The 25,097-nt window shown below is 67.8% G+C and carries 22 protein-coding genes; 9 read left to right on the top strand and 13 right to left on the bottom strand.

Annotated features, from left to right (window positions below):
• From nagA to ACSQ19_RS08185, 4 genes are read right to left on the bottom strand one after another with little or no spacing between them, the layout of a single operon-like run.
• Positions 1 to 1,146, bottom strand: a complete 1,146-nt coding sequence (nagA, locus tag ACSQ19_RS08200; RefSeq protein WP_435996174.1) for an N-acetylglucosamine-6-phosphate deacetylase — start codon at positions 1,144 to 1,146, stop codon at positions 1 to 3.
• A complete protein-coding gene (locus ACSQ19_RS08195) occupies positions 1,143 to 2,180 on the bottom strand; it encodes an SIS domain-containing protein (RefSeq protein ID WP_435996172.1) in 1,038 nt (345 codons plus the stop codon). Before ACSQ19_RS08195 ends, nagA begins: the two co-directional genes overlap by 4 nt.
• Positions 2,177 to 3,244: a LacI family DNA-binding transcriptional regulator gene (locus ACSQ19_RS08190; protein WP_296281363.1), complete on the bottom strand. Its 1,068-nt coding sequence runs from the start codon at positions 3,242 to 3,244 to the stop codon at positions 2,177 to 2,179. The genes ACSQ19_RS08195 and ACSQ19_RS08190 overlap by 4 nt, the downstream gene beginning before the upstream one ends.
• 11 nt (positions 3,245 to 3,255) lie before the next feature.
• Positions 3,256 to 4,575, bottom strand: a complete 1,320-nt coding sequence (locus ACSQ19_RS08185; RefSeq protein WP_435996169.1) for a sugar MFS transporter — start codon at positions 4,573 to 4,575, stop codon at positions 3,256 to 3,258.
• A 372-nt stretch (positions 4,576 to 4,947) separates the two neighbouring features.
• Between ACSQ19_RS08185 and ACSQ19_RS08180 the strand changes: the two genes are divergently transcribed.
• The 3 genes from ACSQ19_RS08180 (at position 4,948) to ACSQ19_RS08170 (ending at position 11,309) form a co-directional block, all read left to right on the top strand.
• Entirely contained in the window at positions 4,948 to 5,988 is a 1,041-nt protein-coding gene (locus ACSQ19_RS08180) for a glucokinase family protein (RefSeq protein ID WP_435996167.1), read from the top strand.
• Between the two features lie 146 nt (positions 5,989 to 6,134).
• Positions 6,135 to 8,867 (top strand): TonB-dependent receptor, encoded by a 2,733-nt coding sequence (locus tag ACSQ19_RS08175; RefSeq protein ID WP_435996165.1) that lies wholly within the window; start codon positions 6,135 to 6,137, stop codon positions 8,865 to 8,867.
• Positions 8,868 to 8,966: 99 nt separating this feature from the next.
• The gene (locus ACSQ19_RS08170) at positions 8,967 to 11,309 is read left to right on the top strand and encodes a beta-N-acetylhexosaminidase (protein WP_435996163.1); all 2,343 of its coding nucleotides are present in this window, start codon (positions 8,967 to 8,969) and stop codon (positions 11,307 to 11,309) included.
• 52 nt (positions 11,310 to 11,361) lie between these two features.
• Here ACSQ19_RS08170 and ACSQ19_RS08165 read toward each other — a convergent pair whose 3' ends face one another.
• Both ACSQ19_RS08165 and ACSQ19_RS08160 read right to left on the bottom strand, forming a co-directional pair.
• A complete protein-coding gene (locus ACSQ19_RS08165; RefSeq protein WP_296281416.1) occupies positions 11,362 to 11,784 on the bottom strand; it encodes a VanZ family protein in 423 nt (140 codons plus the stop codon).
• Complete coding sequence (locus tag ACSQ19_RS08160; RefSeq protein ID WP_299345135.1) at positions 11,772 to 12,956, bottom strand: class I SAM-dependent methyltransferase; 1,185 nt, start codon at positions 12,954 to 12,956, stop codon at positions 11,772 to 11,774. The genes ACSQ19_RS08165 and ACSQ19_RS08160 overlap by 13 nt, the downstream gene beginning before the upstream one ends.
• A gap of 119 nt (positions 12,957 to 13,075) precedes the next feature.
• Between ACSQ19_RS08160 and ACSQ19_RS08155 the strand changes: the two genes are divergently transcribed.
• Positions 13,076 to 13,909, top strand: a complete 834-nt coding sequence (locus tag ACSQ19_RS08155; protein WP_296281415.1) for a 20S proteasome subunit A/B — start codon at positions 13,076 to 13,078, stop codon at positions 13,907 to 13,909.
• 210 nt (positions 13,910 to 14,119) lie between these two features.
• On the opposite strand, the gene ACSQ19_RS08150 is transcribed toward ACSQ19_RS08155, so the two are convergent.
• Together ACSQ19_RS08150 and ACSQ19_RS08145 are read right to left on the bottom strand one after the other, a co-directional pair.
• Complete coding sequence (locus tag ACSQ19_RS08150) at positions 14,120 to 15,061, bottom strand: alpha-E domain-containing protein (RefSeq protein WP_296281357.1); 942 nt, start codon at positions 15,059 to 15,061, stop codon at positions 14,120 to 14,122.
• On the bottom strand, positions 15,061 to 16,518 hold the full coding sequence (locus ACSQ19_RS08145; RefSeq protein ID WP_435996160.1) for a circularly permuted type 2 ATP-grasp protein: 1,458 nt from the start codon (positions 16,516 to 16,518) through the stop codon (positions 15,061 to 15,063). The genes ACSQ19_RS08150 and ACSQ19_RS08145 overlap by 1 nt, the downstream gene beginning before the upstream one ends.
• Positions 16,519 to 16,700: 182 nt before the next feature.
• Here ACSQ19_RS08145 and ACSQ19_RS08140 point away from each other — a divergent pair, with 182 nt between their 5' ends.
• Positions 16,701 to 17,441, top strand: coding sequence for a pteridine reductase (locus tag ACSQ19_RS08140; protein WP_435996158.1), 741 nt, complete (start codon positions 16,701 to 16,703; stop codon positions 17,439 to 17,441).
• 33 nt (positions 17,442 to 17,474) lie between these two features.
• Here ACSQ19_RS08140 and folK read toward each other — a convergent pair whose 3' ends face one another.
• The 4 genes from folK to tsaD form a co-directional block, all read right to left on the bottom strand.
• Positions 17,475 to 17,960, bottom strand: coding sequence for a 2-amino-4-hydroxy-6-hydroxymethyldihydropteridine diphosphokinase (folK, locus tag ACSQ19_RS08135; protein ID WP_296281354.1), 486 nt, complete (start codon positions 17,958 to 17,960; stop codon positions 17,475 to 17,477).
• Between the two features lie 3 nt (positions 17,961 to 17,963).
• Positions 17,964 to 18,323, bottom strand: coding sequence for a dihydroneopterin aldolase (folB, locus tag ACSQ19_RS08130; protein WP_435996155.1), 360 nt, complete (start codon positions 18,321 to 18,323; stop codon positions 17,964 to 17,966).
• A 52-nt stretch (positions 18,324 to 18,375) separates the two neighbouring features.
• Positions 18,376 to 19,638, bottom strand: a complete 1,263-nt coding sequence (locus ACSQ19_RS08125) for a mechanosensitive ion channel family protein (RefSeq protein WP_435996153.1) — start codon at positions 19,636 to 19,638, stop codon at positions 18,376 to 18,378.
• Positions 19,639 to 19,759: 121 nt separating this feature from the next.
• Positions 19,760 to 20,803: a tRNA (adenosine(37)-N6)-threonylcarbamoyltransferase complex transferase subunit TsaD gene (gene tsaD / locus ACSQ19_RS08120; RefSeq protein WP_299345116.1), complete on the bottom strand. Its 1,044-nt coding sequence runs from the start codon at positions 20,801 to 20,803 to the stop codon at positions 19,760 to 19,762.
• Between the two features lie 133 nt (positions 20,804 to 20,936).
• Here tsaD and rpsU point away from each other — a divergent pair, with 133 nt between their 5' ends.
• The 4 genes from rpsU (at position 20,937) to ACSQ19_RS08100 (ending at position 23,314) form a co-directional block, all read left to right on the top strand.
• A complete protein-coding gene (gene rpsU, locus ACSQ19_RS08115; protein WP_002808376.1) occupies positions 20,937 to 21,152 on the top strand; it encodes a 30S ribosomal protein S21 in 216 nt (71 codons plus the stop codon).
• A 110-nt stretch (positions 21,153 to 21,262) separates the two neighbouring features.
• Entirely contained in the window at positions 21,263 to 21,709 is a 447-nt protein-coding gene (locus tag ACSQ19_RS08110) for a GatB/YqeY domain-containing protein (protein ID WP_192274276.1), read from the top strand.
• Positions 21,710 to 21,879: 170 nt separating this feature from the next.
• Positions 21,880 to 22,374 (top strand): GNAT family N-acetyltransferase, encoded by a 495-nt coding sequence (locus ACSQ19_RS08105; RefSeq protein ID WP_296281351.1) that lies wholly within the window; start codon positions 21,880 to 21,882, stop codon positions 22,372 to 22,374.
• Positions 22,375 to 22,432: 58 nt separating this feature from the next.
• Positions 22,433 to 23,314 carry a YihY/virulence factor BrkB family protein gene (locus ACSQ19_RS08100; protein WP_435996083.1) on the top strand — a complete coding sequence of 294 codons (882 nt, stop codon included), beginning with the start codon at positions 22,433 to 22,435 and terminating at the stop codon, positions 23,312 to 23,314.
• 46 nt (positions 23,315 to 23,360) lie between these two features.
• Here the strand turns inward: ACSQ19_RS08100 and dld are convergent, their stop codons facing one another.
• Entirely contained in the window at positions 23,361 to 25,061 is a 1,701-nt protein-coding gene (gene dld, locus ACSQ19_RS08095; protein WP_435996081.1) for a D-lactate dehydrogenase, read from the bottom strand.
• Positions 25,062 to 25,097 lie beyond the last annotated feature (36 nt).

The raw sequence follows: 25,097 nt of genomic DNA, 5'->3' as shown, positions 1-25,097 counted from the left end.
TCAGGCGCCGCCGATCCACGTGCCGACGATCTGCAGGTCGGCGTCCAGCGCCACCAGGTCGGCGCGGTAGCCGGGTGCGATGCGGCCGTGCGTCCCACCCAGGCCGAGGACGTCGGCAGGATAGGTGGACGCCATGCGCGCCGCCTCGTCCAGCGGCAGGCCGAGCAGCCGCACGCAGTTGCGCACGGCGGTGATCATGTCCAGCGCCGAACCCGCCAACGCGCCGGCTGCGTTGCGTACCACGCCGTCGACGGCGGTGATGGTTTCGCCATACAGATCGAACGACGGGTCGTCCGAACCGACCATCGGCATCGCATCGGTGACCAGGACCACCTTGCCGCGCGGCTTGGCCGCCAACGCGACGCGCAGGCTGGCCGGATGCACGTGCACGCCATCGACGATCACGCCGCACCAGCAGCCGTCGTCCTCCAGCGCAGCACCGACCGCGCCCGGTTCGCGGCCCTGCAACGGCGACATCGCATTGTAGAGATGGGTGAAGCCCGACACGCCCGCGTCGATGCCGGCGCGGATCTGTTCGTAGCTGCCCGCCGTGTGGCCGGCGACGACGATCGCACCGCGCGCCACCAAGGTGCGAATGGTGCCGGTCGGCACCTGTTCGGGCGCAAGGGTCAGCAGGGTCACGCCGTTGTCGAGCGACGTCGCCATCGCGATTTCGTCCGCGCCGGGCACGCGGAACTTCGCCGCATCGTGCGTGCCCTTGCGCGCGGGCGCGATGTACGGGCCCTCCAGGTGGATGCCGAGCACGCCCGGCACGCCCTGCGCGATGGCGTCGCGTGTCGCCGCGATCGCGCGCGCCATCACGTCGGCATCGTCGCTGATCAAGGTCGGCAACAGGCCGGTCGTGCCGAAGCGACGGTGCGCCTTCGCGATCGTGCGGATCGCCTCCACACTCGTATCGTTGTTGAACAGCGCGCCACCGCCACCGTTGACCTGCGCATCGATGAAGCCGGGCAGCAACGTCGCGCCGCGAAGATCGTGCCGCACCGCATCTGACGGGATCGCATCGTCCGCGAGCAGGTCGGCGATGCGGCCGTCCTGCATCAGTACCGCCAGGCCTTCGACGAAGCCGTCCGGTGTCAGCACGCGGGCGTTGCAGAGGGCAATGGCGGCGCTCGTCGCGTTCATACCGTTTCCGTGACCTTGTTGAGGTGCGGCGGCACATCCGGATTGTGGCCGCGACGCAGCGCGAGCGCATTGATCGCCCGGTAGAAGCTCTGGATGGTCAGCAACGGGGCGCACGCCGGATGCGGTGCCTCGACCAGTGGCAGATCGCCCTGGCGCGACGCCACCCACACCTGCGCACCGCGGCCGCGGAATTCCTGCGCCAGCGCCAGCGTGCCGGCTTCGGTTTCGTCCGGCTGGGCGAAGCAGAGCACCGGGAAACCCGGACCCACCAGCGCCATCGGCCCGTGCTTCACTTCCGCCGAACTGTAGGCCTCGGCGTGCAGGCCGCAGGTTTCCTTGAATTTCAATGCGGCTTCCTGCGCGGCGGCCAGGCCCAGGCCTCGTCCCAGCACGAACAGGTTGTGCGCACCCACCAATCCATCGGTCAGCGGCGACCAGTCCGCCTGCCACGCGCGACGCAGCGCGTCGGGCAGGGCATCGGCGGCGGCATGCAGCGGCGCCTCGTCCTTCCAGTACGCGGCCAGCTGCAGGATCGCCGCGAGCGAACCCAGGTAGCTCTTGGTTGCCGCCACGCTGCGCTCGGGACCGGCGCGCAGCGGCAGCACGGTGTCGGCGAGTTGCGCCAGCGGCGAGTCTTCCACGTTCACCAGTGCGACCACGCGTGCGCCGGCCTCCTTGGCCGCGCTCGCGTTGCGCAGCAGGTCCGGGCTCTTGCCCGACTGCGAGATCACCACGTACAGCGCATCGGCCAGTCGCTGCTTCGCTTCGTACACCGACCCCACCGACGGCGACGCCGACGCTGTGACCACGCCGAGCTGCGTCTCGAACAGATACTTCGCATACGTCGCCGCATGATCGGAACTGCCGCGCGCGCAGGTCACCACGAACGGTGGAGGATTACGGCGCAGGTCTTCCGCCAGCGCCTTCACCGTCGCGGCGTTGCGCGCGTACTGGTCGGCGACGATGTCGGCGGTCTGGGCCGCCTCCTGGTGCATCAGGGTGTCGGAAGGCGCAGGCAGTAGCGTGTCGGTCATGGCGAGAGGGGTTCGGGTCGGTCGGCGCGCGGACGGACCGGCGCCGTGGAGCCCCGCACCACCAACTGCGGCACGAAGCCCTGGTTGTGCACGGGGGTGGGGTTGTCGTCATAGGCATCGGTACGCAGGCCGGCGATCAGCAGGCGCGCCGCCTGCTTGGCGATGTCCTGCGTGGCCTGCTTGGCGGTGGTCAGCGGCGGCCACGACTGCTTGGAGAACGGGCTGTCCTCGAAACCGGCGATGGACAGGTCGTAAGGCACGTTCATGCCGGCCGACTTCGCCGCCGCCAGCACGCCGGCCGCAATTTCATCGTTGGAACCGAAGATCGCCGTGGGCGGTTCGCGCAGTGCCAGCAGGCGGCGCGCGCCGCGGAAACCGTCGTCGAAGGTGTAATCGCCCGGCACGACGAGATGCTTGTCGAGGGTGATGCCGTAGTCCTTCAACGCTTTCTCGTAACCGGCATAGCGTTCGGTACTCGACCGGTGCGCCAGTCCGCCCCACAGGAAGCCGATGCGCTGGTGGCCGAGCTGGATCAGGTGTTCGGTGATCTCGTAGGCGGCATCGCGGTCATCGACATAGACGCAGGGCAAGCCGTCTTCCGGATCTTCGGTCGCGGCGATGATGCGCACCAGCTTCACCCCGCGCGCAGCCAATGCCGTCACCAGGTCGGCGCGTTCGGACATCGGCGCGGTCAGAACCAATCCGGCCAGGCGCGAACGCTGGACGAATTCCACGAGCTCCTCGGCCAGCAACGGCGAGGTGGAATCCACCGGATGGATCTGCAGGCCGAAGCCGGTCTCCTTGCAGGCGGCCAGCACGCCGTTCTGCACGCCGATGATGTGGTACGGGTTGGGGTTGTCGTAGACCAGACCGATCACGAACGGCGTGCCGCTGCGCAGGTTGCGCGCGGACTGGTCCGGTTCGTAGTCCAGTTCAGCGATGGCGTGCAGCACGCGCGCACGCGTGCCCTGCAGCACCGACGGCTCGTTGTTGATGACCCGGGACACGGTCTTCAGCGAGACCTTCGCGCGTTCGGCGACGTCCTTGATGGTGGGTCGGCGCATGGGCGTTTCCGTCATGGAGGCGAGTCCGCCATGATGCCGCGTTCCGGGACGCCCGTCGCCGCCCGTTTCGCGCTGCCCACGCGGTGCCCGGCCAGTGCGTAGTAGAGGATGTACAGGTAGCCGGGAATGGCCAGTCCGGCGAACACGACCTGGAAGTCGTAGTGCTGCTTCAGCACCGCGAACAGCTGCGGCAGGATCGCTCCGCCGGCGATGCCCATGATCAGCAGGGCCGATCCGGTCTCGGTATGCCGGCCCAGCCCCTTGATCGCCAACGGGAAGATCGCCGGCCACATCATCGCGTTGGCGAAGCCCAGTGCAGCGACGAAGCCGACCGACACATAGCCGTGCGTCAGCAGCGCACCGAGGGCGAACAGCACGCCCAGCGTGGCGGAAATGGCCAGGTAGCGTGCCTGCGACACGAAGCGCGGGATCACGGCCAGGCCGACCAGGTAACCGGCCAGCATCGCGAACAGGGTGTAGGTGGTGAACAGCTTGGTCTGGTCCAGCGGCAGGCCGAAGCCCCTTCCATAGGTGCCGATCGCGTCGCCCGCCAACACCTCCACCCCCACGTAGAGGAACAGGCAGAGCACGCCCAGCCACAGGTGCGGGAAGCGCGACAGGCCACGTGCGCCATCGGCGGCATCGGCCGCGGGCGCGGCATTGACCTCGGACGGCTTCACCTCGGGCAGCGACGAGAACAGGATGCCGATGGCGACCACGACCAGGAGGCCGGCCATCACCAGGTACGGCAGGTGGATCTTCGCTGCGAACGCGTCCAGCAGCGCCACCTTGCCGGCCGCATCGGCTGTGGCGACCTGTGCGGCCAGGTCGCCCACGCCATGCAGGACCAGCGTCCCGAGCACGAGCGGCGCCAGCATGCCGGCGATCTTGTTGCAGATGCCCATCAGTGCGATGCGCTGCGCGGCGCTCTCGATGGGGCCGAGGATGCTGACGTAGGGGTTCACCGCCGTCTGCAGCAGCGCCAGGCCGCCGCCGATCACGAACAGGCCGGCCAACGCACCGGGGTACCAGCGCTGGGTGGAGAACTCGCCGAACATCGCCGCCCCCATCGCCATCACGAACAGGCTGGCGGCGAGGCCTTTCTTCATGCCGGTGTGCTTGAGCAGCGCCGCGGCAGGCAACGCGAGGAAGAAGTACGACAGGTAGAACACCATCAGTACGAGGAAGGCATTCACCTCGTCCAGATCGAAAGCGAGCTGCACGAAGGTGATCAGCGGGCCGTTGATCCAGGTGAAGAACCCGATGATGAAGAACAGCACGCCGACTATGGCGAGCGAACGGAGCGGGGTGGTTCCAGCGGCGGTACTCATGCAATCCCCTCGATGTGGGAGGTCGCGCCTGCGCGCGACATCGGGAACAACGTTGTCAAAGCCATCAGGCAGCCCCCCGGAACTTGGAGGTCCCCAAGCGACCTGGCCTTCCTTCCGTGAGTGCACCGGCATAGTGCGCCGCAACATAAAGTCCTGTAGGACTTAGCGCTTTTCCGCCTTTGCATGCCGCAATTGGTGACACCAATGCGCTCAATTGAATAATGAATACGAGCATTGTTGTTGGTTCCATGCATCGCCTCGGCCGCCAGACGGCTATTTCATGACAGAGTCTTGACAACGTTGTCAAACACTTTCCACACTCCGGCCATATCGGGATGACGGGGTCCCGGCCGCGAACATGTGGGGAGACGTGTGGTCGCCATTGCCAATCCATTGCCGACAGATGCCAGCCGCGGGGCGCACGACGCCTTCATCGCGGCGGACGTCGGTGGCACCCATGTCCGCATCGGCCTGGTGCGCGGCAGCGGCGACGCCGGGATGCCGGTCCACGTGCTGGAGTACCGCAAGTACGCCTGCGCCGACCACGCCGGCCTGGGCGACATCGTCGAGGATTTCCTGCACCACCTGGGCCTCGACCACGGGCGCGTGACCCGTGGCGTGATCGCCAGCGCCGGCTATGCGCTGGAAGACGGCACCGTCATCACCAACAACCTGCCCTGGCGCCTTTCGCTGGCGGAACTGCGCACGCAGCTCGGCTTCGACGACGTCCGCCTGGTCAACGATTTCGAAGCCGTGGCGCATGCCGCCGCGCAGGTGGACGCCAGCCAGGTGCTGCAGCTCACCGGCCCGGCGATCGCACCGACCCGCGGCCCCACGCTGATCCTCGGCCCGGGCACCGGTTTGGGCGCGGCGGTGTGGATCCCGGTCGGCCCGCGCGCCGTGGTGCTGGCGACGGAAGCCGGCCAGGCCGCGCTCACCGCCGGCAACGCGCTCGAGATGGCGCTGCTGGCCGAGATGCTGAAGACCCGCACGCACGTGCCGGTGGAACAGGCGCTGTCCGGCCCCGGCCTGTTGAACCTGCATGCCGCGCTGTGCGCCGTCCGCGGCGCCGCGCCTTCGGCCTACACGCACCCGGGCCAGGTCACGGCCGCCGCGCTGTCGGGCGACGACCCGCTGGCGCGCGAAAGCCTCGATGTGTTCTGCGGCCTGCTCGGCAGCGTCGTCGGCGACATGGCGCTGCTGTACGGCGTGCAGGGCGGCGTGTACCTCGCCGGCGGCATCCTGCCGAAGATCCGCGGATTCCTGATCCAGAGCAGTTTCGTCGCGCGATTCCTCAACAAGGGATCGATGCGCGAGGCGCTCGAACGCATCCCCGTGAAGCTGGTGGAGCACGGGCAGCTGGGCGTCATCGGCGCGGCCCGGTGGTACCTGGATCGCGACGGAGACACATGAAGGAAAGCGCCGGCACAGGCGCGGAGCAGGAAGGGGCGGGGTGCAGGGGATACGTGCAACGCCAGGCGACATCGAAGTACCAAGCACGGCGGAACAGCGCGAGCGATGGCTGCCGGAACTCTAAAAACAATGATGGGAGAGACATCATGAAGTACCGCACCTCGATCCTTTCGGCCTCGATCGCCGCCGGGCTCGCGTTCTCGATGCAGGTCCACGCGCAGGAGGCCGCACCGGCCGACACGGCCGCGACCGACCTGGACACCGTCGTGGTCACCGGCATCCGCGGCAGCATCGAGAAGGCCCTCGATGCCAAGCGCGACGCCGCCACGCACGTCGAAGTCGTCACCGCCGAAGACATCGGCAAGCTGCCGGCCAAGAACGTGGCAGACACCCTGCGCCAGCTGCCCGGCGTCAACATCGCGTCGTCCAGCGCCAGCGAAGGCGGCTTCGACGAAGCCGACCGCGTCAGCCTGCGCGGCACCAATCCAAGCCTCACCCAGACCCTCGTCAACGGACACGGCATCGGCACCGGCGACTGGTTCGTGCTGAGCCAGGTGGGCAATGTCGGCCGCAGCGTGAGCTACTCGCTGTATCCGTCCGAAATCGTCGACCGCGTGGTGGTGCACAAGACCTCCGAAGCGAAGCTGGTCGAAGGCGGCACCGCCGGCTCGGTCAACATCATCACCCGCCGTCCGCTGCAGTTCGCCGAACCGCTGACGATCCAGGGCTCCATCGGTGCGGTCCATTCCGACCTGCCGGGCGACACCAAGCCGCAGCTCGATGCGCTGCTGAACTGGCGCAACGATGAAGGCACGGCCGGCTTCCTGGTGCAGGTGTTCAACGAACAGCGCAGCCTGCGACGTGACGGCCAGGAGGTCGTGGGCGGCTACGGCACGATCGCGGAGTTCGAGGCGGACGGCGTCACCCGCACTCCCGTCGCAACCAGCAATCCGGATCTGGTGGGCGTGCTGTATCCCAACCTGATCGGCGCCGCGCTGTTCGAGCAGGTCCGAAAGCGCCAGGGCGGTGTGGCGAACATCGAAGCCAAGGTCACTGACGACCTGACGCTGAACGTCAACGCCTTCTACTCGCGCCTGAAGGCGGATAACTACAACCGCAACTACATGATGTGGGCCAGCCAGTTCGTCAACGCGCGCGCGCCCAGCAGCTACAGCATCCAGAACGGCGTGCTGACCAGCGCCACGTACGCGCCGGATACCACCAGCACAGCCGTTACACCCTACGGCGTGTACGACATGATTTCCCGCCCCGGCGCCGAGTCCACCTCCAAGTACATCGCCCTCGATGCCGAGTGGAATGCCAGCGACGCATTGAAGTTCGTCTTCCAGCTCGGCTCCACCAAGGGCCGGGGCAGCAGCCCCACGCAGGACGTGCTGGAGACGGGCATCGCTGGCAACGCCGGCGCGAGCTGGAGCATGAACGGCGTCGGCAATCCGATCGACTGGTCGCTGGGCGGCACCAACACCGCGGCGAACCACCTGCCGCAGAGCGGCTGGATCTTCGGTGCGCAGGGCATCGACGTGCTGGACAAGGAAGACTGGGCCTCGGCGGACGGCCAGTTCTTCTTCGACAACGACACCCTGTCCTCGCTGGACTTCGGCTACCGCTACGCCACGCACGAGCGCAGCAACGACTTCTCGCTCGCGCAGGGTCCCAACTGGGCCACCAACTGGACCGACATCGCGGCGTACCCGGCGGCCGGCGGCGCGTATCCCGGCGACTTCGGCGTGGGCGGCAACGTGCCGTCGGGCATCTGGTACTACACGCCCGCCCAGCTGGCGGAGATCAATGCCCGCTTCGCCAACCGCAACAACCCGGAGCGCTTCTACTTCTCCGACGTCTACGGCGTGAAGGAAGACATCAACGCGGTGTACGCGCAGTTGAACTTCCGCGGCGACCGCTGGAGCGGCAACGCCGGCCTGCGCTACGTGCGTACGCAGACCGACGTGAACTACAACCAGGCGCTGGCGGTCAACTCGGGCATTCCGGGCGCGATCACCGGGTCGGCGTTCGGCGACTACCTGCCGGTCGTGGTGAACAACGACTACAACGAGCTGCTGCCCAGCGTGAACTTCAAGTTCGAACTGACCGACTCCCTGGTGGCGCGCGTGTCGGGCAGCAAGACCATGACCCGCCCGGACTTCTCCGCGCTGGCCGGTTCGCTTACGCTGAACGACCTCACGCACGAAGGCAGCGGCGGCAATCCGAACCTCGACCCGCTGGTGTCGACCAACTTCGACGCGTCGCTGGAGTGGTACTTCGCTCCGCGCGCACTGCTGGCCGCCAGCGTGTTCTCCATGGACCTGGACGGTTATGTCGACTTCGGCAACGTGATCGTGCAGTACAAGGACCAGCAGGCCAGCCAGGCGGCCGGCACGGATGTCTACAGCGACTACCTGGTGTCGATCCCGGTCAATTCGAACGGCAAGGCCCGCGGCGTCGAACTGACCTACGAGCAGCCGATCGGCGACAACTTCGGTTTCAACGCCAACTACACCTACGTGGATGGCGAGGCCGATGGCGGCAAGCCGCTCAACGGTACCTCCGAGAACACCTACAACCTGTCGGGCTGGTACGAGAACGACCGCTTCAACGCACGCATCAACTACAGCTACCGCAGTTCGTTCTACGCCGGCGTCAGCCGCGCCGACAACTTCTACCAGGACGACTTCGCCACGGTCTCGGCGTCGCTGGGCTTCAAGGCCACCGAGTGGCTGACCATCAGCCTCGATGGCCTGAACCTCAACAACCCGAAGCTGAAGTACTACACCGAGAACGACGCGGTACCGGGCTACCTGCCGCATGCGTTCTACAGCAACGGCCGTCAGTACTACCTGAATTTCCGCTTCAAGTTCTAAGCCTCACGATGTAAGGGAACACTCTCCCTCTGCGGGCCCGGATCCGTCCTGGCCCGCTTTTTTTTGGGCATGCTAGGCCCGCCGCTATCGAGGACTCCGATGAACCGACGCATCGCCCATCGCGCCCTGGCCGGATTGGCCTTCATGCTGCTCGCGCTCACTGCCTGCACGCCCAGAACGGGTGACGACGCCGGCACGACGACGGTGGCGGCCGCACCGATCACGCCTTCGCTGATTCCCGCACCGGCGGTAATGGAAACCGGCACCGGCAGCTTCACTGTCGGCACGGGCACGCGCCTGTCCGCCAGGGGTGACGTGGCGACGCGCGTCGCGCGGCAGTTCGCCGCCTACCTGCAGTCGGCGGGCGGGCCGGCACTGGCCACTACCGGGGACACAGGCAAGGGCCTGATCCAGTTCGTGCTAGCGCCGGCCGGCGCTGGCTCGGCCAATCCCGAGGCCTATACGCTCGACGTGACGCGCGACGGCATCATCGTGCAGGCGCACGACGAACGCGGCCTGTTCTACGGCGCGGTGACGCTGTGGCAACTGGTCACGCAGGGCGACAAGGGCGGGGCCACGCTGCCCGTGCTGCACATCGAGGACGCACCGCGATTCGGCTGGCGCGGCTTCATGCTGGACCCGGCCCGCCACTTCCAGCAGGTCGACGACGTCAAGAAGATCATCGACGCGATGGCGCTGCACAAGCTCAACACGCTCCACTGGCACCTGACCGACGACCAGGGCTGGCGCATCGAGATCAAGCAGTACCCGAAACTCACCGGGATCGGCGGCTGCCGCATTCCCGCCGGCGATGGCGGCAAGGATCCGAAAACCGGCGAGCCGCGCCCCTACTGCGGCTTCTACACGCAGGACCAGATCCGCGACGTGGTGAAGTACGCCGCCGAGCGCCACATCACTGTGGTGCCGGAGATCAACGTGCCGGGCCATGCGACCGCGGCGATCGCCGCCTATCCCGAACTGGGTTCCATCGACACGCCGCTGGTTCCGTCGAACGAATGGGGCGTGTTCCCCAACCTCGTCAACGTGGAGGAGCCGACGATCGCCTTCTTCGAGAACGTGCTGGGCGAGGTCGTCGCCCTGTTCCCGGGCACCTACGTGCACATCGGCGGCGACGAAGCGGTGAAGGACCAGTGGGAAGCCTCCGCGCGTGAGCAAGCTCGGATGCAGGCCGTCGGCGCGAAGACCGAGATGGACCTGCAGGGCTATCTGGTGGAACGCCTCGAGAAGTACCTCGCCGGGCACGGCAAGCGCCTGATCGGCTGGGACGAGATCCTCGAAGCCAAGTTGCCGGCGGAAGCGACGGTGATGTCGTGGCGCGGCATCGAAGGCGGCCTGCAGGCGGCGCGCCAGGGGCACGACGTGGTGATGTCGCCGTCGAACAAGACGTACCTCGACTATCTGCAGACCGCCTCGCCGAACGAACCGCCCGGACGCCCCGCGCTGATCACGCTGCAGGATGTCTACGGCTTCGAGCCGGTGCCGCCGGATCTCGAGGAAAGCCAGCGCCACCACATCCTCGGACTGCAGGCAAACCTGTGGACCGAGCACACGCGCACGTTCGCGCGCCTGCAGCACAACGCATTCCCCCGCCTCGCCGCGGTCGCCGAAACCGGCTGGTCGCCCGCGGCCAAGAAGGATTTCGCCAGCTTCACCGCCCGGCTGCCCGCGCAACTGAAGCGCTACGACGCCATCGGCCTGGGCTACGCGAAGACACCGTTCGAGCCGCTGATCGCCACCGAGGACAACCGCAAGGCAGGCACTGCGAAGGTCACGCTGTCCAACCCGCTCGACTACCCGGTGCACTACACCACCGACGGCAGCGAACCCACGCAGGCGTCGCCGACCTTCGCGTCGCCGATCGAGGTGAAGCTGCCGGCCACGCTGCGCGCCGCGGCCTTCGCCGACGGTCGCCCCCTGGTGCCGGCGTCGACGTTCGAACTGAGCGCCGCTTCGATGCTGAGCCGCACCGATGAGGCGATGTCGGTCTGCCCCGACGCCGGCCGCCTGCTGCTGCGCCTGGAAGACGATGGCCCGGCCGATGGCGAGCGCGCGATCTTCAACGCGACGATCTTCTATCCGTGCTGGCAGTGGGACCAGGCCGACCTGGAAGGCATCGCCTCGATCAGGGTACGTGCGGGCCGCATTCCCTACTATTTCCAGCTCGCGCACGACGAGCCGCACCGCACCTTCGAACCAGCGAAGTCGCCGCTGGGCGAACTGGAAATCCTGGGTGGCGGCTGCAAGGGCCACACGCTGGCGACGGTCGCGCTGCCGGCCGCGCCGAACGCGGATGGCTTCCTCGACCTCGAAGCACCGCTGCCCGCAGGCACCACCGGCAAGCAGGACCTGTGCGTGCGCTTCACCGGCGACACGCGCCCGCAGATGTGGGTGCTGGACCGCATCACGCTGCAGCCTCGCTGACGGCCGTCATCGCAGCATGGAAGAGCCGGGCATGTCCCGGCTTTTCTTTTTCCTAGACGCGTGCGGGACGCAGGCGCGCGTCCAGTGTGAGCAGCAGGCGGTGCACGGGCGTCGGCAACGTCGCCAGTCCGGCCAGCACACCCAGCGTGTTCGCAAGCGCATCGCGCGGGTCGGCCATGCGCGTGGCGGTCAGCGTGCCCTGTGCGAACTCCAGGCAGACGCCCAGGGCGACCAGCAGCGCCGCCACGATCAGGCAGCCGCGCCGCGTGGCGAACAACTGCATCGCCGCCGCCGACAACACGCCGTAGGCGAGGAAATGCTCGACCTTGTCGCCGCCTTCCGGCACCGGCGGCAATCCGCTCAGGTTCACCAGCGACAACACGATCACGGCGGCGACGGCCAGCAGCCAAAACCCAAGCCACAGCCGCGGGCGATGGAACGGCTTCAGCGCGAAGACACGGCTCACAGGCGCCAGCTCAGGTCGTTGAACAGGAAGGCCGTGCCGAACTCGACGTCGCTGGAGAATCCCATCACCTGGAAACGCTCGCCCATCTCGCTGGGGAGCGTCAGCCGCTTGGCTTCGTTGCGCAGGCGCAGCAGCGTGGTTTCGTCCGCGCGCGCCTCGGCTTCGTTCAAGCGCTCCTGCAGCCCATTGCCGAGCAGGAAGTTCGCCTGCGTGGTGTAGCCGGCCAGGTCGAACCCGGCCTGCGTGCCCGCCTCGGCCAGCGCGGTGAAGTCGACCGAGGCGGTGATGTCCTGCAGCCCGGGCCACAGGTAGGGATCGTTGTGCACGCGGTGGCGGTAGTAGGCACGCAGCGTGCCGTCGTCGCGATCGGGCTGGTAGAACTCGCGCCGCGTATAGCCGTAGTCGGCGAACAGCATGGCGCCCCGGTCCAGGCCACCCATCACCGCCTGGATCCAGTAGGGCAACTGCGGCAGCAGCTCGGAGCGATAACCATCGGGAAACGGCCGCCCGATGTACCGCTCGACATGGCGCACCGCCGCGGACAGCAGGGCATCGGCCGGGCGATCGGCACGCACGAAGCGGCCTTCGCCATCCATCGCCACGCCCTCTTCGAACACTTCGCCATCGCGCAGCGTGAAGCGCGGCGTCGGCAAGGCATCGATCACTTCATTGGCGAACAACACGCCGCTCCACGTCGCCGAAGGTGGGCCGTCCAGCCATTCCACCAGCTCGAACACCGGCGGAATCAGGCGCTGGCGCAGCCGTTCGCGCTGGCGCTCGCGCAGGTCCGCACTGGGCTCCAGGATCGCGTAGCGCGCCGGCAGCGCATCGAGTTCCAGCAAGCGCTTGAGCATGATGTCGGCGAAGGCGCCGCTGCCGCCGCCGATTTCAACGAACTCGGCTTCGGGACCCAACTGCTGCAGCACCGGGGCCACGGCCTGCGCGACGCAGCTCGCGAACAAAGGACCCAGCTCGGGCGATGTCGTGAAATCGCCCGCCTCGCCGAACTTGGTGCTGCCGGCGCTGTAGTAGCCGAGTCCGGGCGCATACAGGCTGCGCTCCATGAAGCGCGAAAACGGAATGCTGCCGCCCTCGGCGGCGATCTCGTTTCGGATGAAATCAGCAAGGCGTTCGCTGTGGGCGCGCGCCGCATCGTCGGGAAGGGGGAGATCGGCCTGCATGGCGCACCTGGAGCGGAAATCCCGGCCATTGTACGGGCCGTCTAACACTGCGACGGTGGCCCTAGCCAACCCCCGGGACGGCGCATAGAATCGTGATGCACAGCAGCAACGGACACGCCATGACCTATTGCGTCGGCATCGAAGTCAACGAAGGCCTGGTCTTCGCCGCGGATACCCGCACCAGCGCTTCCTTCGACGACGTGCGCGTGTACCGCAAGATGCACGTGTTCGAATGGCCCGGCGACCGCGTGCTCGTCATCATGTCGGCCGGCAACCTGGCGACCACGCAGCTCACGCTGTCCCGCCTGCAGCGCGACATCGACGATCCCACCGCCACGCGCAGCCTGCGCACGTTCTCGCATCTCTACGAGGTGGCGGAATACGTCGGCGAGATGCTGGTGGCCAGCCAGGTGAAGATGAGCGGCGAACTGCAGCAGAGCGGCGTCAACGTGCAGTCCACGCTGATCCTGGGGGGGCAGATCGCCGGCGAGCGTCCCGGCCTGTACATGGTGTACCCGCTGGGCAACTGCATCGCCACGTCGCCGGAAACCCCTTACCTGCAGATCGGCGAGTCGAAGTACGGCAAACCCATTCTCGACCGCATCATCCGCCCCGAAACGCCGCTGGAAGATGCCGCGCGCTGCGCGATGGTGTCGCTGGATTCCACCATCCGCTCCAACCTCTCGGTCGGCATGCCGGTGGACATCGCCCTGGTGCGGAACGGCGACCTGAGGATCAGCCAGCAGATGCGGCTGGAAGCGGACACCCCGTTGTACGCCGAGATCCACGACACCTGGTCGCGCAAGCTGGAAGCCGCCGTGCACAGCCTGCCGCGCTTTCCATGGGAGCCGCAGCAGGCACAGGAAGCGCCGCCGCCGGGCCTGCCCGCCATGCCGCCCCGGCGAGTACCGTCGCGACAGGATCCGGGCGACGCGCAAGGCCAGCAGCAGTAACCGTCCGCCGACGCCGCGAGCCTGCGATGAAACCCTGGGCCGTCGCGCTGCTGGCATTCCTGCTGGGCGCCGGCGTCACCGCGCTGATCCTCGTGATCTGGATGCCACCGGCCTGGCGGATCGTCGCCGGCGCGGCGGGACTGCTCGTCGCCAGCAAACTGGCGGCGGTGTCCGCGGCCGCCTGGCGCGAACGCGGCGACTCAGAGCCGCTCAGCCGTGGAAGTAGCCGGAGGCGACGGCGTCGTGCAACGCGCCGAGATGCCGCTGGATCTCGTCCATGAACGCAGCGGGGTTCCGCTCCGCCAGCACGGCGGGGTCGGCGTTGCGCGTCATGCCCAGCACGCGGTTGAGGTGGCGGTCCACGCCCGGACGTGGCGGCATGGTGGGCAGCACGCTCTGCACGCGCGCCAGGCAGAACTGCACGCTGCGCGGGAATTCGTTGTTCTGCAGCAGGAAGCGCAGCGCCAGTTCGGCGGTGACGCGCTGGCGCACGTGGCGACGGAACATCTGGTAGCCGGCCAGGGAGCGCAGCACGCTCATCCACTGCATGTTCTGGAAGGCTTCGCGGTCGTCTTCGTTGCGCGGAGTGACCAGGCCGGATGCGCCGGCATCGATGATGCGCGTGGTCATGTCGGCCTGTTCCAGCGCCGTGCCCAGCCGCAGGAACTGGTAGCCGATGTCGCGGCTGACATTCGCGCTGAGCAGGCCGGACACCTTCAGGCAGCCGTCGACGATGCGCTGCAGGAAATCGAGCCGGTAGCGGCGGCTCAGGCTGCGTTCCCCGTAGGCGGCGATGTAGAGGTGCAGGTCGTTGATGGCCTCCCACACGTCCTGCGGCAGCGTGTCGCGGATGCTGCGCAGGATCTCGCGCGCCGCGTCGACCGACACGCGCAGCGATGACGGATTGCGCTCGTCCAGCAACAGGAAGCGGATCACGTCGACATCGCCCGCGGCGTCGCCGGTCTCGGGAAAGCACTGCTCGAAGCGCTCGCCCGCGCCGACCGTGTCGATCATCGGCCGCCACGCGAACCGCACCGAGCGCGGCATGTCGAGCTGCAGCTGGCTGCCCACGCCGACCAGCCTCGCGGTGTTTTCCGCGCGCCGCACATAGCGGCTGAACCAGTAGAGATCGTCCGCGACGCGCGACAGCATCAGGCGGCCTCCTCGCCATGGTCGGACAGGTCGACGACCCAGGTGTCCTTGGCGCCGCCGCCCTGCGAGGAGTTCACCACCAGCGACCCCTTCACCATCGCCACGCGGGTGAGGCCACCCGTGGTGACATAGGTGTCCTGGCGCGAGAGCACGAACGGACGCAGGTCGATGTGGCGAGGCGATGGACCCTGCTTGGTGACGATCGGCGCGGTGGACAGCGCCAGCGTGGGCTGGGCCATGTAGTTGCGCGGGTTGGCCTCGATCAGCGCCTTGAATTTCTCCCGCTGGCGCTTGGTCGAGCGTGGGCCGATCAGCATGCCGTAGCCGCCGGATTCGTTGGCCGGCTTCACCACGAGCTTCTCGATGTTCTCCAGCACGTACTTCCGCTCCTTCGCGTTGTGGCAGAGGTAGCTGGGCACGTTGGGCAGGATGGGATCCTCGTCCAGGTAATACTTGATCATCTTTGGCACATAGGCGAAGACGACCTTGTCGTCGGCCACGCCCGCACCCGGTGCGTTCGCCAGCGCCACCTTGCCGGCACGCCAGCTGCGGATCAGCCCCGGTACGCCGAGCACGGAATCCGGATGGAAGACTTCCGGATCGATGAACAGGTCGTCCACGCGCCGGTAGATGACGTCCACGCGCTTGGGCCCGTAGACGGTCCGCATGTAGGTGCAGTCGTCGTCGGCGACGAACAGGTCGCTGCCTTCGACCAGCTCGATGCCCATCGCCTGGGCCAGGTACGCGTGCTCGAAGTAGGCGCTGTTGAACACGCCGGGCGTCAGCAACGCGATCACCGGGGTATCGCCCGGGCGCGGCGACAGCGCCGCGAGTGTGTCGTAGAGCTGGCTGGGGTACTCGTCCACCGGCAGGATCGAGCTGGTCTCGAACAGTTCCGGGAACACGCGCTTGGCCACCATGCGGTTCTCCAGCATGTAGCTCACGCCGGACGGAATGCGCAGGTTGTCCTCCAGCGCGTACAGCGTGCCGTCGCCGTCGCGCACCAGGTCCGAGCCGCAGATGTGCGCCCACACGCCCAGCGGCGGGGTGATGCCGACGCACTGCTCGCGGAAGTTCACCGAATCCTTCAGCAGCATCGCCGGGAACACCTTGTCCTTGACGATCTGCTGCTTGCCGTAGATGTCGCCGATGAACAGGTTCAGCGCGCGCATGCGCTGCATCAGGCCGGCCTCGGTCCGCTGCCATTCGCTGAGCGGGATGATGCGCGGGATCAGGTCGAACGGCAGCGTGCGGTCGACGTTGCGGCCGTCGGAATACACGGTGAAGGTGATGCCCTGGACGCGCGCCACCACGTCGGCGGCGAGCTGGCGTTCGGCGAGCTCGCGGCCGGACAGGCCGGCCAGGTATTCCACCAGGCGACGCGCGGCCGGTCGCGGCCGTCCATCGGCCTGGATCAGTTCGTCAAAGGTCGTGGTGCGGTACTTCGCCCAGTCCATTCGCCTTCCTGCTGTCCCCGCCGGCACATCCGGCGAGGAGTAATGCATCGCAACATGCATGGTCGATGCGCACGCCGTCAAGCATCCGGGCGATGCCGCGTTCTCCTCACATTGCTGGCGGTGCCATGCGCCATTCCGGTGCAACTCAGGGGACAATGCGGGCCTTGCTTCCGGAGCCTGCCATGTCCACAGCGCGTCGCGTCGTCCTGATCACCGGTGCCGCACGCCGCATCGGCGCGGCGATCGCACGTCGCCTCCACGCCGAGGGCCATGACCTGGCGCTGCACTATCGCGGGTCGTCTTCCGACATGCGCACGCTGGTCGGAGACCTGGAAGCGGCACGCGCGGGCAGCACGCTGATGCTGCAGGCCGACCTGGCAGTCTTCGACCGGCTGCCGGAACTGGTGGCCAAGACCGTCGGGCACTTCGGCCGCCTCGACGCGCTGGTCAACAATGCCTCCGCCTTCTATCCCACCCCCGCCGGCGCCACCACCCCCGCGCAGTGGGAGGAACTGTTCGCGGTCAACGGACGCGCGCCCTTCTTCCTGGCGCAGGCGGCCGCTCCGCACCTGCGCGCCGCACGCGGCGCCATCGTCAACATCGCCGATGTCTATGCCGAGAGGCCACGTGCGGACCTGGCGGTCTACGCGGCCTCGAAGGACGCGCTGCTGGCGGTGTCGCGCGGACTGGCGGTATCGCTGGCGCCGGAGGTGCGGGTGAATGCCGTGTCGCCCGGCGCCATCCTGTGGCCCGATGGCGGGATCGATCCCGACGTACAGTCGCGCCTGCTGGCGCAGACCCCGTTGGCGCGCGTCGGAGATCCGGACGACATCGCCGGTACCGTGGCGTGGCTGCTCGGCGACACCGCCGGCTACGTCACCGGCCAGGTAATCCACGTCGACGGCGGCCGGCACATCGCCTGACGCGCATGTGGCGTAGCGTGCGCCATGCGCGCGCTACGGGAACGGGACCGCCTGCGGAGGCGTGTCGTGGTCGGGATGCCCGCGCCACAGCGCCGCCAGCGTATGGCCGCTGCGCGGTTCGACCACGTCGGGTGCGATGTCGACCAGGGGCAGCAGCACGAAGGCATGCTTCAGCTCATCGCGCGGCAGGCGCAGGTTGCCCGGCCCCTGCATCACCCGGTCGTCGTAGAGCACGATGTCGATGTCGAGCGTGCGGTCGGAGAAGCGCGGACCGCTGCGGTCGCGACCATGCGCGTCTTCCAGCGCGTGCAGCCAGTCGTTCAGCGCCAGCGGATCCAGGTCGCTGTCGATGATGGCCGCCGCATTGAGGAAGTCGGTACCGTCGAAGCCGACCGCGCGCGTGCGGTAGACGGGCGACAGCACCACCTCGCCGAAGCGCTCGCGAAGCGCATCCACCGCCACCCGCAGGTGGCGCTCGGGTTCCACATTGCTGCCGAGGCTGAGATAGGCCTTTCCCATGGTTCAGTCCGGCCGCACGCCACGCTCGATCAGCACGCCGACGTTGCGCGCGCCGGTGACCGCACCGGGCTTGCTCAGCTTCAGCCGTACCCATGCCACCCCGAATTCCTCGCGGACGATCGCCGCGCATCGTTCGGCGAGCGTCTCGACCAAGCCGAAGTTCGCCCCTTCGACGAAGGCGATCAAGCGCTTCGACACCGCCTTGTAGTCCAGCGTGTGCACGATGTCGTCGCTCGCGGCGGGAACACGGTTGTCGAATGCCATCTCCACGTCCAGCGCGACGGTCTGGCGGATGCCGCGCTCCCAGTCGTAGATGCCGATGACGGTCTCGATGCGCAGGTCTTCGATGAAAACGATGTCCATGGGGGGCTCTGGATCCGGGTGCGGGAATGGTACGCGCAATCGTCGCGCCCGCTCAGCCCGCGACTCCCATGGCGGCACGCGGCATGCCATCGAGTCGCCGCAGGTCGGCACCGCCCGGCTCCTGGAACACCTGCAGCCCGAACTCCGGGAGGATCGCCAGCAGGTGGTCGAAGATGTCCGATTGGATGCCTTCGTATGCGCCCCACGCCACTGTCCGGGTGAAGCAGTAGATCTCCAGCGGCAGTCCTGTCGGGCCCGGCGGCAGCTGGCGGACGAGCAGCGTCATTCCATCGTGGATGCCATCGTGCGCGCGCAGATAGGCTTCGACGTACGCGCGGAACGTGCCGACGTTGGTGATCCGCCGGTGGTTGACGGTCTCCCTGCCCCGCGCGGCCAGCGAGGTGTTCCATGCCCGCAGTTCGCCGTCCTTGTGCCGCAGGTAGTCCTCCAGCAGGCGGAAGCGGCGCAGGCGCGCCTGTTCGGCATCCTCGAGGAACCGCACGCTGTTCTGGTCCAGGTGCAGCGCACGCTTGATGCGCCGGCCGCCGGACTCGCTCATGCCCCGCCAGTTCTTGAACGACTCGCCGATCAGCTTCTTGGTCGGGATGGTCGAGATCGTCTTGTCCCAGTTCTGCACTTTCACCGTGTGCAGGGCAATGTCGACGACATCACCATCGGCGTGCTGGCTGGGCATTTCGATCCAGTCACCCACGCGGACCATGTCGTTGGAACTGATCGTCACGCTGGCCACCAGCGACAGCAACGTGTCCTGGAACACCAGGATCAGCACCGCCATCATCGCGCCCAGGCCGGACAGCAGGATCACCGGCGACCGGTCGATCAGCGCGGCCACCATCAGGACGGCGGCGACCATGAACACGATGATCTTGAGCAGTTGCAGGTAGCCCTTGATCGGTTTGTCGGCGGCATCAGGTCGACGCTGGTAGACCTCGTTGGCCAGGTCGAGCGCCGCCGCGATGGCCAGCGCGACCGTAAGGATGATGAAGGCGAAGCACACGTTGCGGACCACCGCCACCAGCAAGGGCGGCAAGTCGGGAACGAAGGCGACGCCGGCCGCGAGCACGATGGCGGGGACGACGTTGGCCAGCCTCGGGATGACGCGCAGGCGTACCTGCTGGTCGCCCTGTCCCACCGGCAGCGTGGCAAGCAGTCGGCGCAGGCCGCGCAGCAGCACGCGCTTGGTCAGCCAGTTCGCCAGCCAGGCCAGCGAGACGAGTGCGCCGGCGGCGATGAGGGCGTAGGCCCCAGGATACGGCGCGAGGTGCGCGCGCAGGGCGTCCAGGTGTTCGATCATTCCGTTACCCCTTGAGGCGGTTCATGCGCACCCCGGGGACTGCATTGCGCAGGAGGGTGCGTCGGTTGGCGGAACGGTCACCCTACCCGGACCGCCTTGAACCTGAACGGAACTCGGCTGCTCAGGGCGCCGCGATCCGCGCCACCTGCGGCAGCGTCGCCATGTCCCAGCGTGGCGTGACCTTCACCTCTGCCGTCTCGTGCTGGCCCGCTTCCAGTCGCAACGCACCGGCGAAGGCGATCATCGCGCCGTTGTCAGTGCACAGCGACGGGCGGGGGAAGCAGGCACGGCCGCCGCGCTTGGCCGCCATCTCCTGCAGCCTGGCGCGCAGCCGCTTGTTGGCGCCGACACCGCCGGCGATGACGATGACGTCGCTGCCGGCTTCGTCCAGTGCGCGCTCGCACTTGATGGCCAGCGTGTCGACCACGGCATCCTCGAACCCGCGCGCGATGTCGGCCCGGGTCTGTTCCGCCTGGTCGCTGTCGCGCCAGGCCAGCAGCACCTGCGTCTTCAGGCCGGAGAAGCTGAAGTCCAGCCCCGGCCGGTCGGTCATCGGACGCGCGAACCTGAAGCGGCCCGGCGTGCCCTTTTCCGCCAGGGCGGCCAGTTGCGGACCGCCCGGGTACGGCAGGCCCATCATCTTGGCGGTCTTGTCGAAGGCTTCGCCGGCCGCGTCGTCGAGGGTTTCGCCCAGCAGGCGGTAGCGGCCGATGGCGTCCACCGCCACCAGCTGGGTGTGACCGCCGGACACCAGCAGGGCCACGAAGGGCGCATCGGGCGGGTCGTCTTCCATCAGCGGCGCCAGCAAGTGGCCCTCCATGTGGTGGACGGCCACGGCGGGCACGTCCAGCGCCCACGCCAGGGAACGGGCCACGCCGGCCCCGACCAGCAGGGCGCCGACCAGCCCCGGGCCGGCCGTGTAGGCCACGCCGTCCAGATCGCCGGTGGCCAGGCCGGCCTCGGCCAAGGTCTGGCGGATCAACGGCAGCAGCTTGCGCACGTGGTCGCGACTGGCCAGTTCCGGCACCACGCCGCCGTATTCGGCGTGCAGGGCGATCTGGCTGTAGACCGCATGCGCGCGCAGCCCGGCCGCGCCGGACAGGCCGGTGTCGTAGACGGCCACGCCGGTTTCATCGCAGCTGGTTTCGATGCCGAGGACTTTCATGAGGGGGATCTGGGGTTGCTGGAGGGCGGGGACAAGCCGGCGACACGCCGGGTGGGTTGCAGCGCCGGAGTCAGCCGCTATAATACGCGGCTCACCGGGCGTGCCCGGACCGTTTACACCACCGAGATTACGTATGCCCAGCGTCAAAGTCCGCGAAAACGAGCCGTTTGAGTTTGCGCTGCGTCGCTTCAAGCGCACCTGCGAGAAGGCCGGCGTCCTGGCTGAAACCCGCAAGCGCGAGTTCTACGAGAAGCCGACCCAGGAGCGCAAGCGCAAGGCCGCTGCTGCGGTGAAGCGTCAGCTGCGTCGCAGCTCGCGCGACGTCACCAAGCGCCAGCGCCTGTACTGAGCCGCGTCGCTTCGCAAGAAGCCGGCACGCGCGAGCGTCGCCGGCTTTTTGTGTTTTTGGCGTCTCACGACAGCGTGCCACGCCCCTCCCCCGTTCCCCCGGAGCACACCATGTCCCTGAAACAGCAGCTCACCGATGACATGAAGGCCGCCATGAAGGCCGGCGAGAAGGACCGCCTGGCGGTCATCCGCCTGATCAACGCCGCCATCAAGCAGCGCGAAGTGGACGAGCGGATCGAGCTGGACGACGCCGCCGTGCTGGCCGTGCTGGAAAAGATGGTCAAGCAGCGCAAGGACTCGGTCAGCCAGTTCGAGGCCGCCAACCGCGAGGACCTGGCCGCGATCGAGCGCGCCGAGCTGGCCGTGATCGATACCTACCTGCCGGCCAAGCTGGGTGAAGCCGAGATCCTGGCCGCCATTGATGCCGCCGTCGCCGAGACGGGCGCCACCGGCCCGGCCGACATGGGCAAGCTGATGGGCGTGCTGAAGCCGCGCCTCGCCGGCCAGGCCGACATGGGCCAGGTGTCTGCCCTGATCAAGAAGAAGCTCGCGGGCTGAATGCAGTTCGCGTTCGCGCGCGTGACGCACGCTATGCACCAGATCGTGGCGTTCTCGTAGAGCCGAGCTTGCTCGGCTCGACTCGGCTCCGCACGTCACCGACGACGTCATGGCCGGTCGAAAGCAGCGGAGCAAGCTCCGCTCTACGCACCACGCCGTACAATCGCGGCATGAGCAGTCCTGAGATCAACCTGCGACCCGCGACCCGGGCGGACATACCGCAGATCCTGGACTTCATCCACGGCCTCGCCGAGTACGAAAAGCTCGCCCACGAAGCCGTCGCCACGCCGGCCCTGCTGGAAGCGCACCTGTTCGGCGAACGCCCCGCCGCGGAAGTCGTGATCGCCGAGGTCGATGGCATGCCTGCGGGCTTCGCCCTCTTCTTCCACTCGTTCTCGACCTTCCTGGGCCGGCCCGGGTTGTACCTCGAGGATCTGTTCGTGCTGCCGCCCTACCGCGGGATGGGCCTGGGCAGGCGGTTGATGGTGCATCTGGCGCAGCTGGCGGTGGCGCGTGGTTGCGGGCGTTTCGAATGGTCGGTGCTGGACTGGAACGAGCCCGCCATCCGCCTGTATCGCAGCCTCGGCGCGGTGGGCCTGGACGAATGGACCGTGCAGCGGGTGACCGGCGATGCCTTGTCGGCACTCGCACGCCGCGACGCGTGAACATCAGGGCCACGCCGCCATAACGAACTGCTGACACGCCGCGCGCCACGCTCGGCACATGGAACATCCAGCCCCCTTCCGCACGCTGCGCGCACGAGCACGCACCGTCGGTGAACGTGCCAACCGCAGTCTGCCCGCCGCGCTGGTGCGGCGCTTCATCGAAGCCGACCTGATGACGCAGGCCGCGTCGCTTTCGTTCTACGCGCTGCTGTCGCTGGCGCCGCTGCTTATCCTGCTGCTTTGGCTGACCGCTTCGCTGTATCCACCGGCGCAGCAATCGCTGCTCGACCAGATCCAGCAGCTCGCTGGCCCCAGCGCCGGTACCGTGGCCGAAACGGTGATCCGCAACGCCAGCGACCGGCCGGATGTCGGTTCGCTGGCGGGATGGTGGAGTACGGCCCTGCTCTTCATCGGCGCCACCGTGGTGTTCGCGCAGTTGCAGGGCGCGCTCAACCTGATCTTCCGCACCGATGCGCAACGGCTCAACGGCGCGCTAGCCTGGCTCAAGAAACGCGTTTTCTCGCTCGGCGTGGTGCTGGCCATCGGCTTCCTGCTGGTCGTCTCGATGGTCGCCACGACGGCGCTACAGGTGGTGTTCGCGCGACTGCCATCGCTGCTGCCTGCACTGGGCTATACGACCACGCTGCTGCTGTACACGCTCGCGTTCGCCTTCTTCTACCACTACCTGCCGGACCGGCGCGTGGCATGGAAGCAGGCCTTCCTGGGTGGCGCCATCACCGCGCTGTTGTTCGCCGCCGGCCGCTACCTGATCGGGCTGTACCTGGCCGAAGCGGCGCCGGGCAGCGCCTACGGTTCGATGGGAGCGCTCGTGCTGTTGCTGGTGTGGATCTACTACGCCAGCGTGGTGTTCTTCGTAGGCGCATTGATCACGGCAGTGATCGATGAGCGGAAGCGTGCAGAAGCTAGCGGAAAGGAGTGAGAAGTGAGTGCAAGGCGGCGTTCGCTCCCTTCTCACTCCTCTCCACTCACTCCTTCCAGTCCGCCTGCCTGCTGGTCTGGCCGATGCCGGGATTGAAGGTATTCGTGGGATCCAGCATGCGGTAGAAGTCGGCCAACGCCGGCTTGGCACGGTACAGGTGGCCGACGTTGTGTTCGGCGGGGTACTCGGCGCCGCGCGCATCGAGCAGGTCCCACAGGCGGTGTTCCACCGCCAGCGGATCGACGCCCTTCCGCACGATGTAGTCCTGGTGGAACACGTGGCAGAAGAAGTGCCCGTAGTAGAGCCGCGCGACCATCGTCGTGGCCAGCGCCGCCGGCAGTGTCTCCACCCAGGCGCGGTCGTCGCGGCGCAGGGCGATGTCCAGTGCGACGATGTCCTCGACCTCGGCCGCATGCACCGCGCGATAGCGCACCGCCGCCCCGGCCACCGCGAAGCGCAGCAGGAACGCCTTGCGGCCCTCCTCCGCATCGCAGGCGAAGAAATCCCCCTCGCGGCCACCGAAGAACCCGTGCAGGAACGCGCGTGTCGCTTCTGCATCCCGCGTCGACACCTTCAGCAGCAGGTGGTGCTCGTAGCGGTCGCGGTACGCGCGCAGCCGCGGTGGCAGGTGGTCAGGCAGCTTCGCGGTGAACCATTGCAGCGCGCGATCCGCCAGCCCGTGCATGCCGAACCGTTCGCACACTCCGTCCACGCGGCTCTTCAGTGCGAACGCCGCAGGCACCTTGCCGGTCCCGAACCGGTCGATCAGTAGGAAGGTGTCCTTGCCATAGCGGTCGCCGATGTCGAAGGCGTCGCGGTGCAAGTATTCGCCGGCGATCGGCAGGCGCTCGAAGGCGGTCAGCAGATGACGGCGCACCTCGGTGAGGTCGTCCGGGTCGTTGCTGCCGATGTAGAACACCGACGCATCGTCCCGTTCGAACGTATCCAGCCGCACCGCAAACACCGCCAGCCGCCCCGCACAGCCCGAGGCCTCGTGCAGGCGCGAAGGGTCCGCGTTGTAGCGGGCGGGCGTGGGTGCGTCGACCTCGCGGACGTGGTCGGCATAGCAGGGGTCCGATGCGGCCTGCGCCGGATCGTGGACGATGGCATCGGCACCGTAGTCCCCGGCCTGCAGCCGCGACAGGATCTCTTCCGGTGTCTCGCCCAGCGCGATGCCGAGATGGTTCACCAGCCGCAGCACTCCGTCGTCGCCCCGCTGCGCGTACAGCGCCAGCTCGGTGTACGCAGGTCCGCGCCGCACCAGTGCGCCGCCGGAGTTGTTGCAGACGCCACCGAGCACGGAGGCACCGATGCACGAGGAGCCGATCACCGAATGCGGCTCCCGCCCGAGCGGCGCCAGCGTCTTCTCCAGCACATCCAGCGTAGCGCCCGGCAGGCAGACGACCTGGCGTCCTCCCTCCAGCAGCTGCACGCCGGTGAGGCGCCGCGTGCTGATCAGCACGATGCTCCGGTCGTAACCTTCGCCATCGGGCGTCGAACCGCCGGTCAGGCCGGTGTTCGCCGCCTGCATCAGCACGATGCGTCCCGCATCCACGGTCGCCTGCAGTACCCGCCACAGCTCCAGCAGCGTGCCCGGGCACGCCACCGCCAGCACGGGGCCGTCGCCGAACCGGTAGCCCTTGCGGTAGCGGCGTGTCGCGCGGGCGCCCGTCAGCACGTGCCTGCGGCCGACAACCTCGCGCAATCGCGCCAGCAGGGCGTCGTCTGGAATCGTCTCGAGCGGCATGGGCGCATGGTAGCGCGGCGGCTCGCCAGCCCGGCG

Source organism: Pseudoxanthomonas sp. LjRoot127 (genome assembly GCF_964253495.1).
Classification (GTDB): domain Bacteria; phylum Pseudomonadota; class Gammaproteobacteria; order Xanthomonadales; family Xanthomonadaceae; genus Pseudoxanthomonas_A.
The sequence above is the reverse complement of the archived record's forward strand: the minus strand, read 5'-3'. Positions and strand labels throughout refer to the sequence as shown.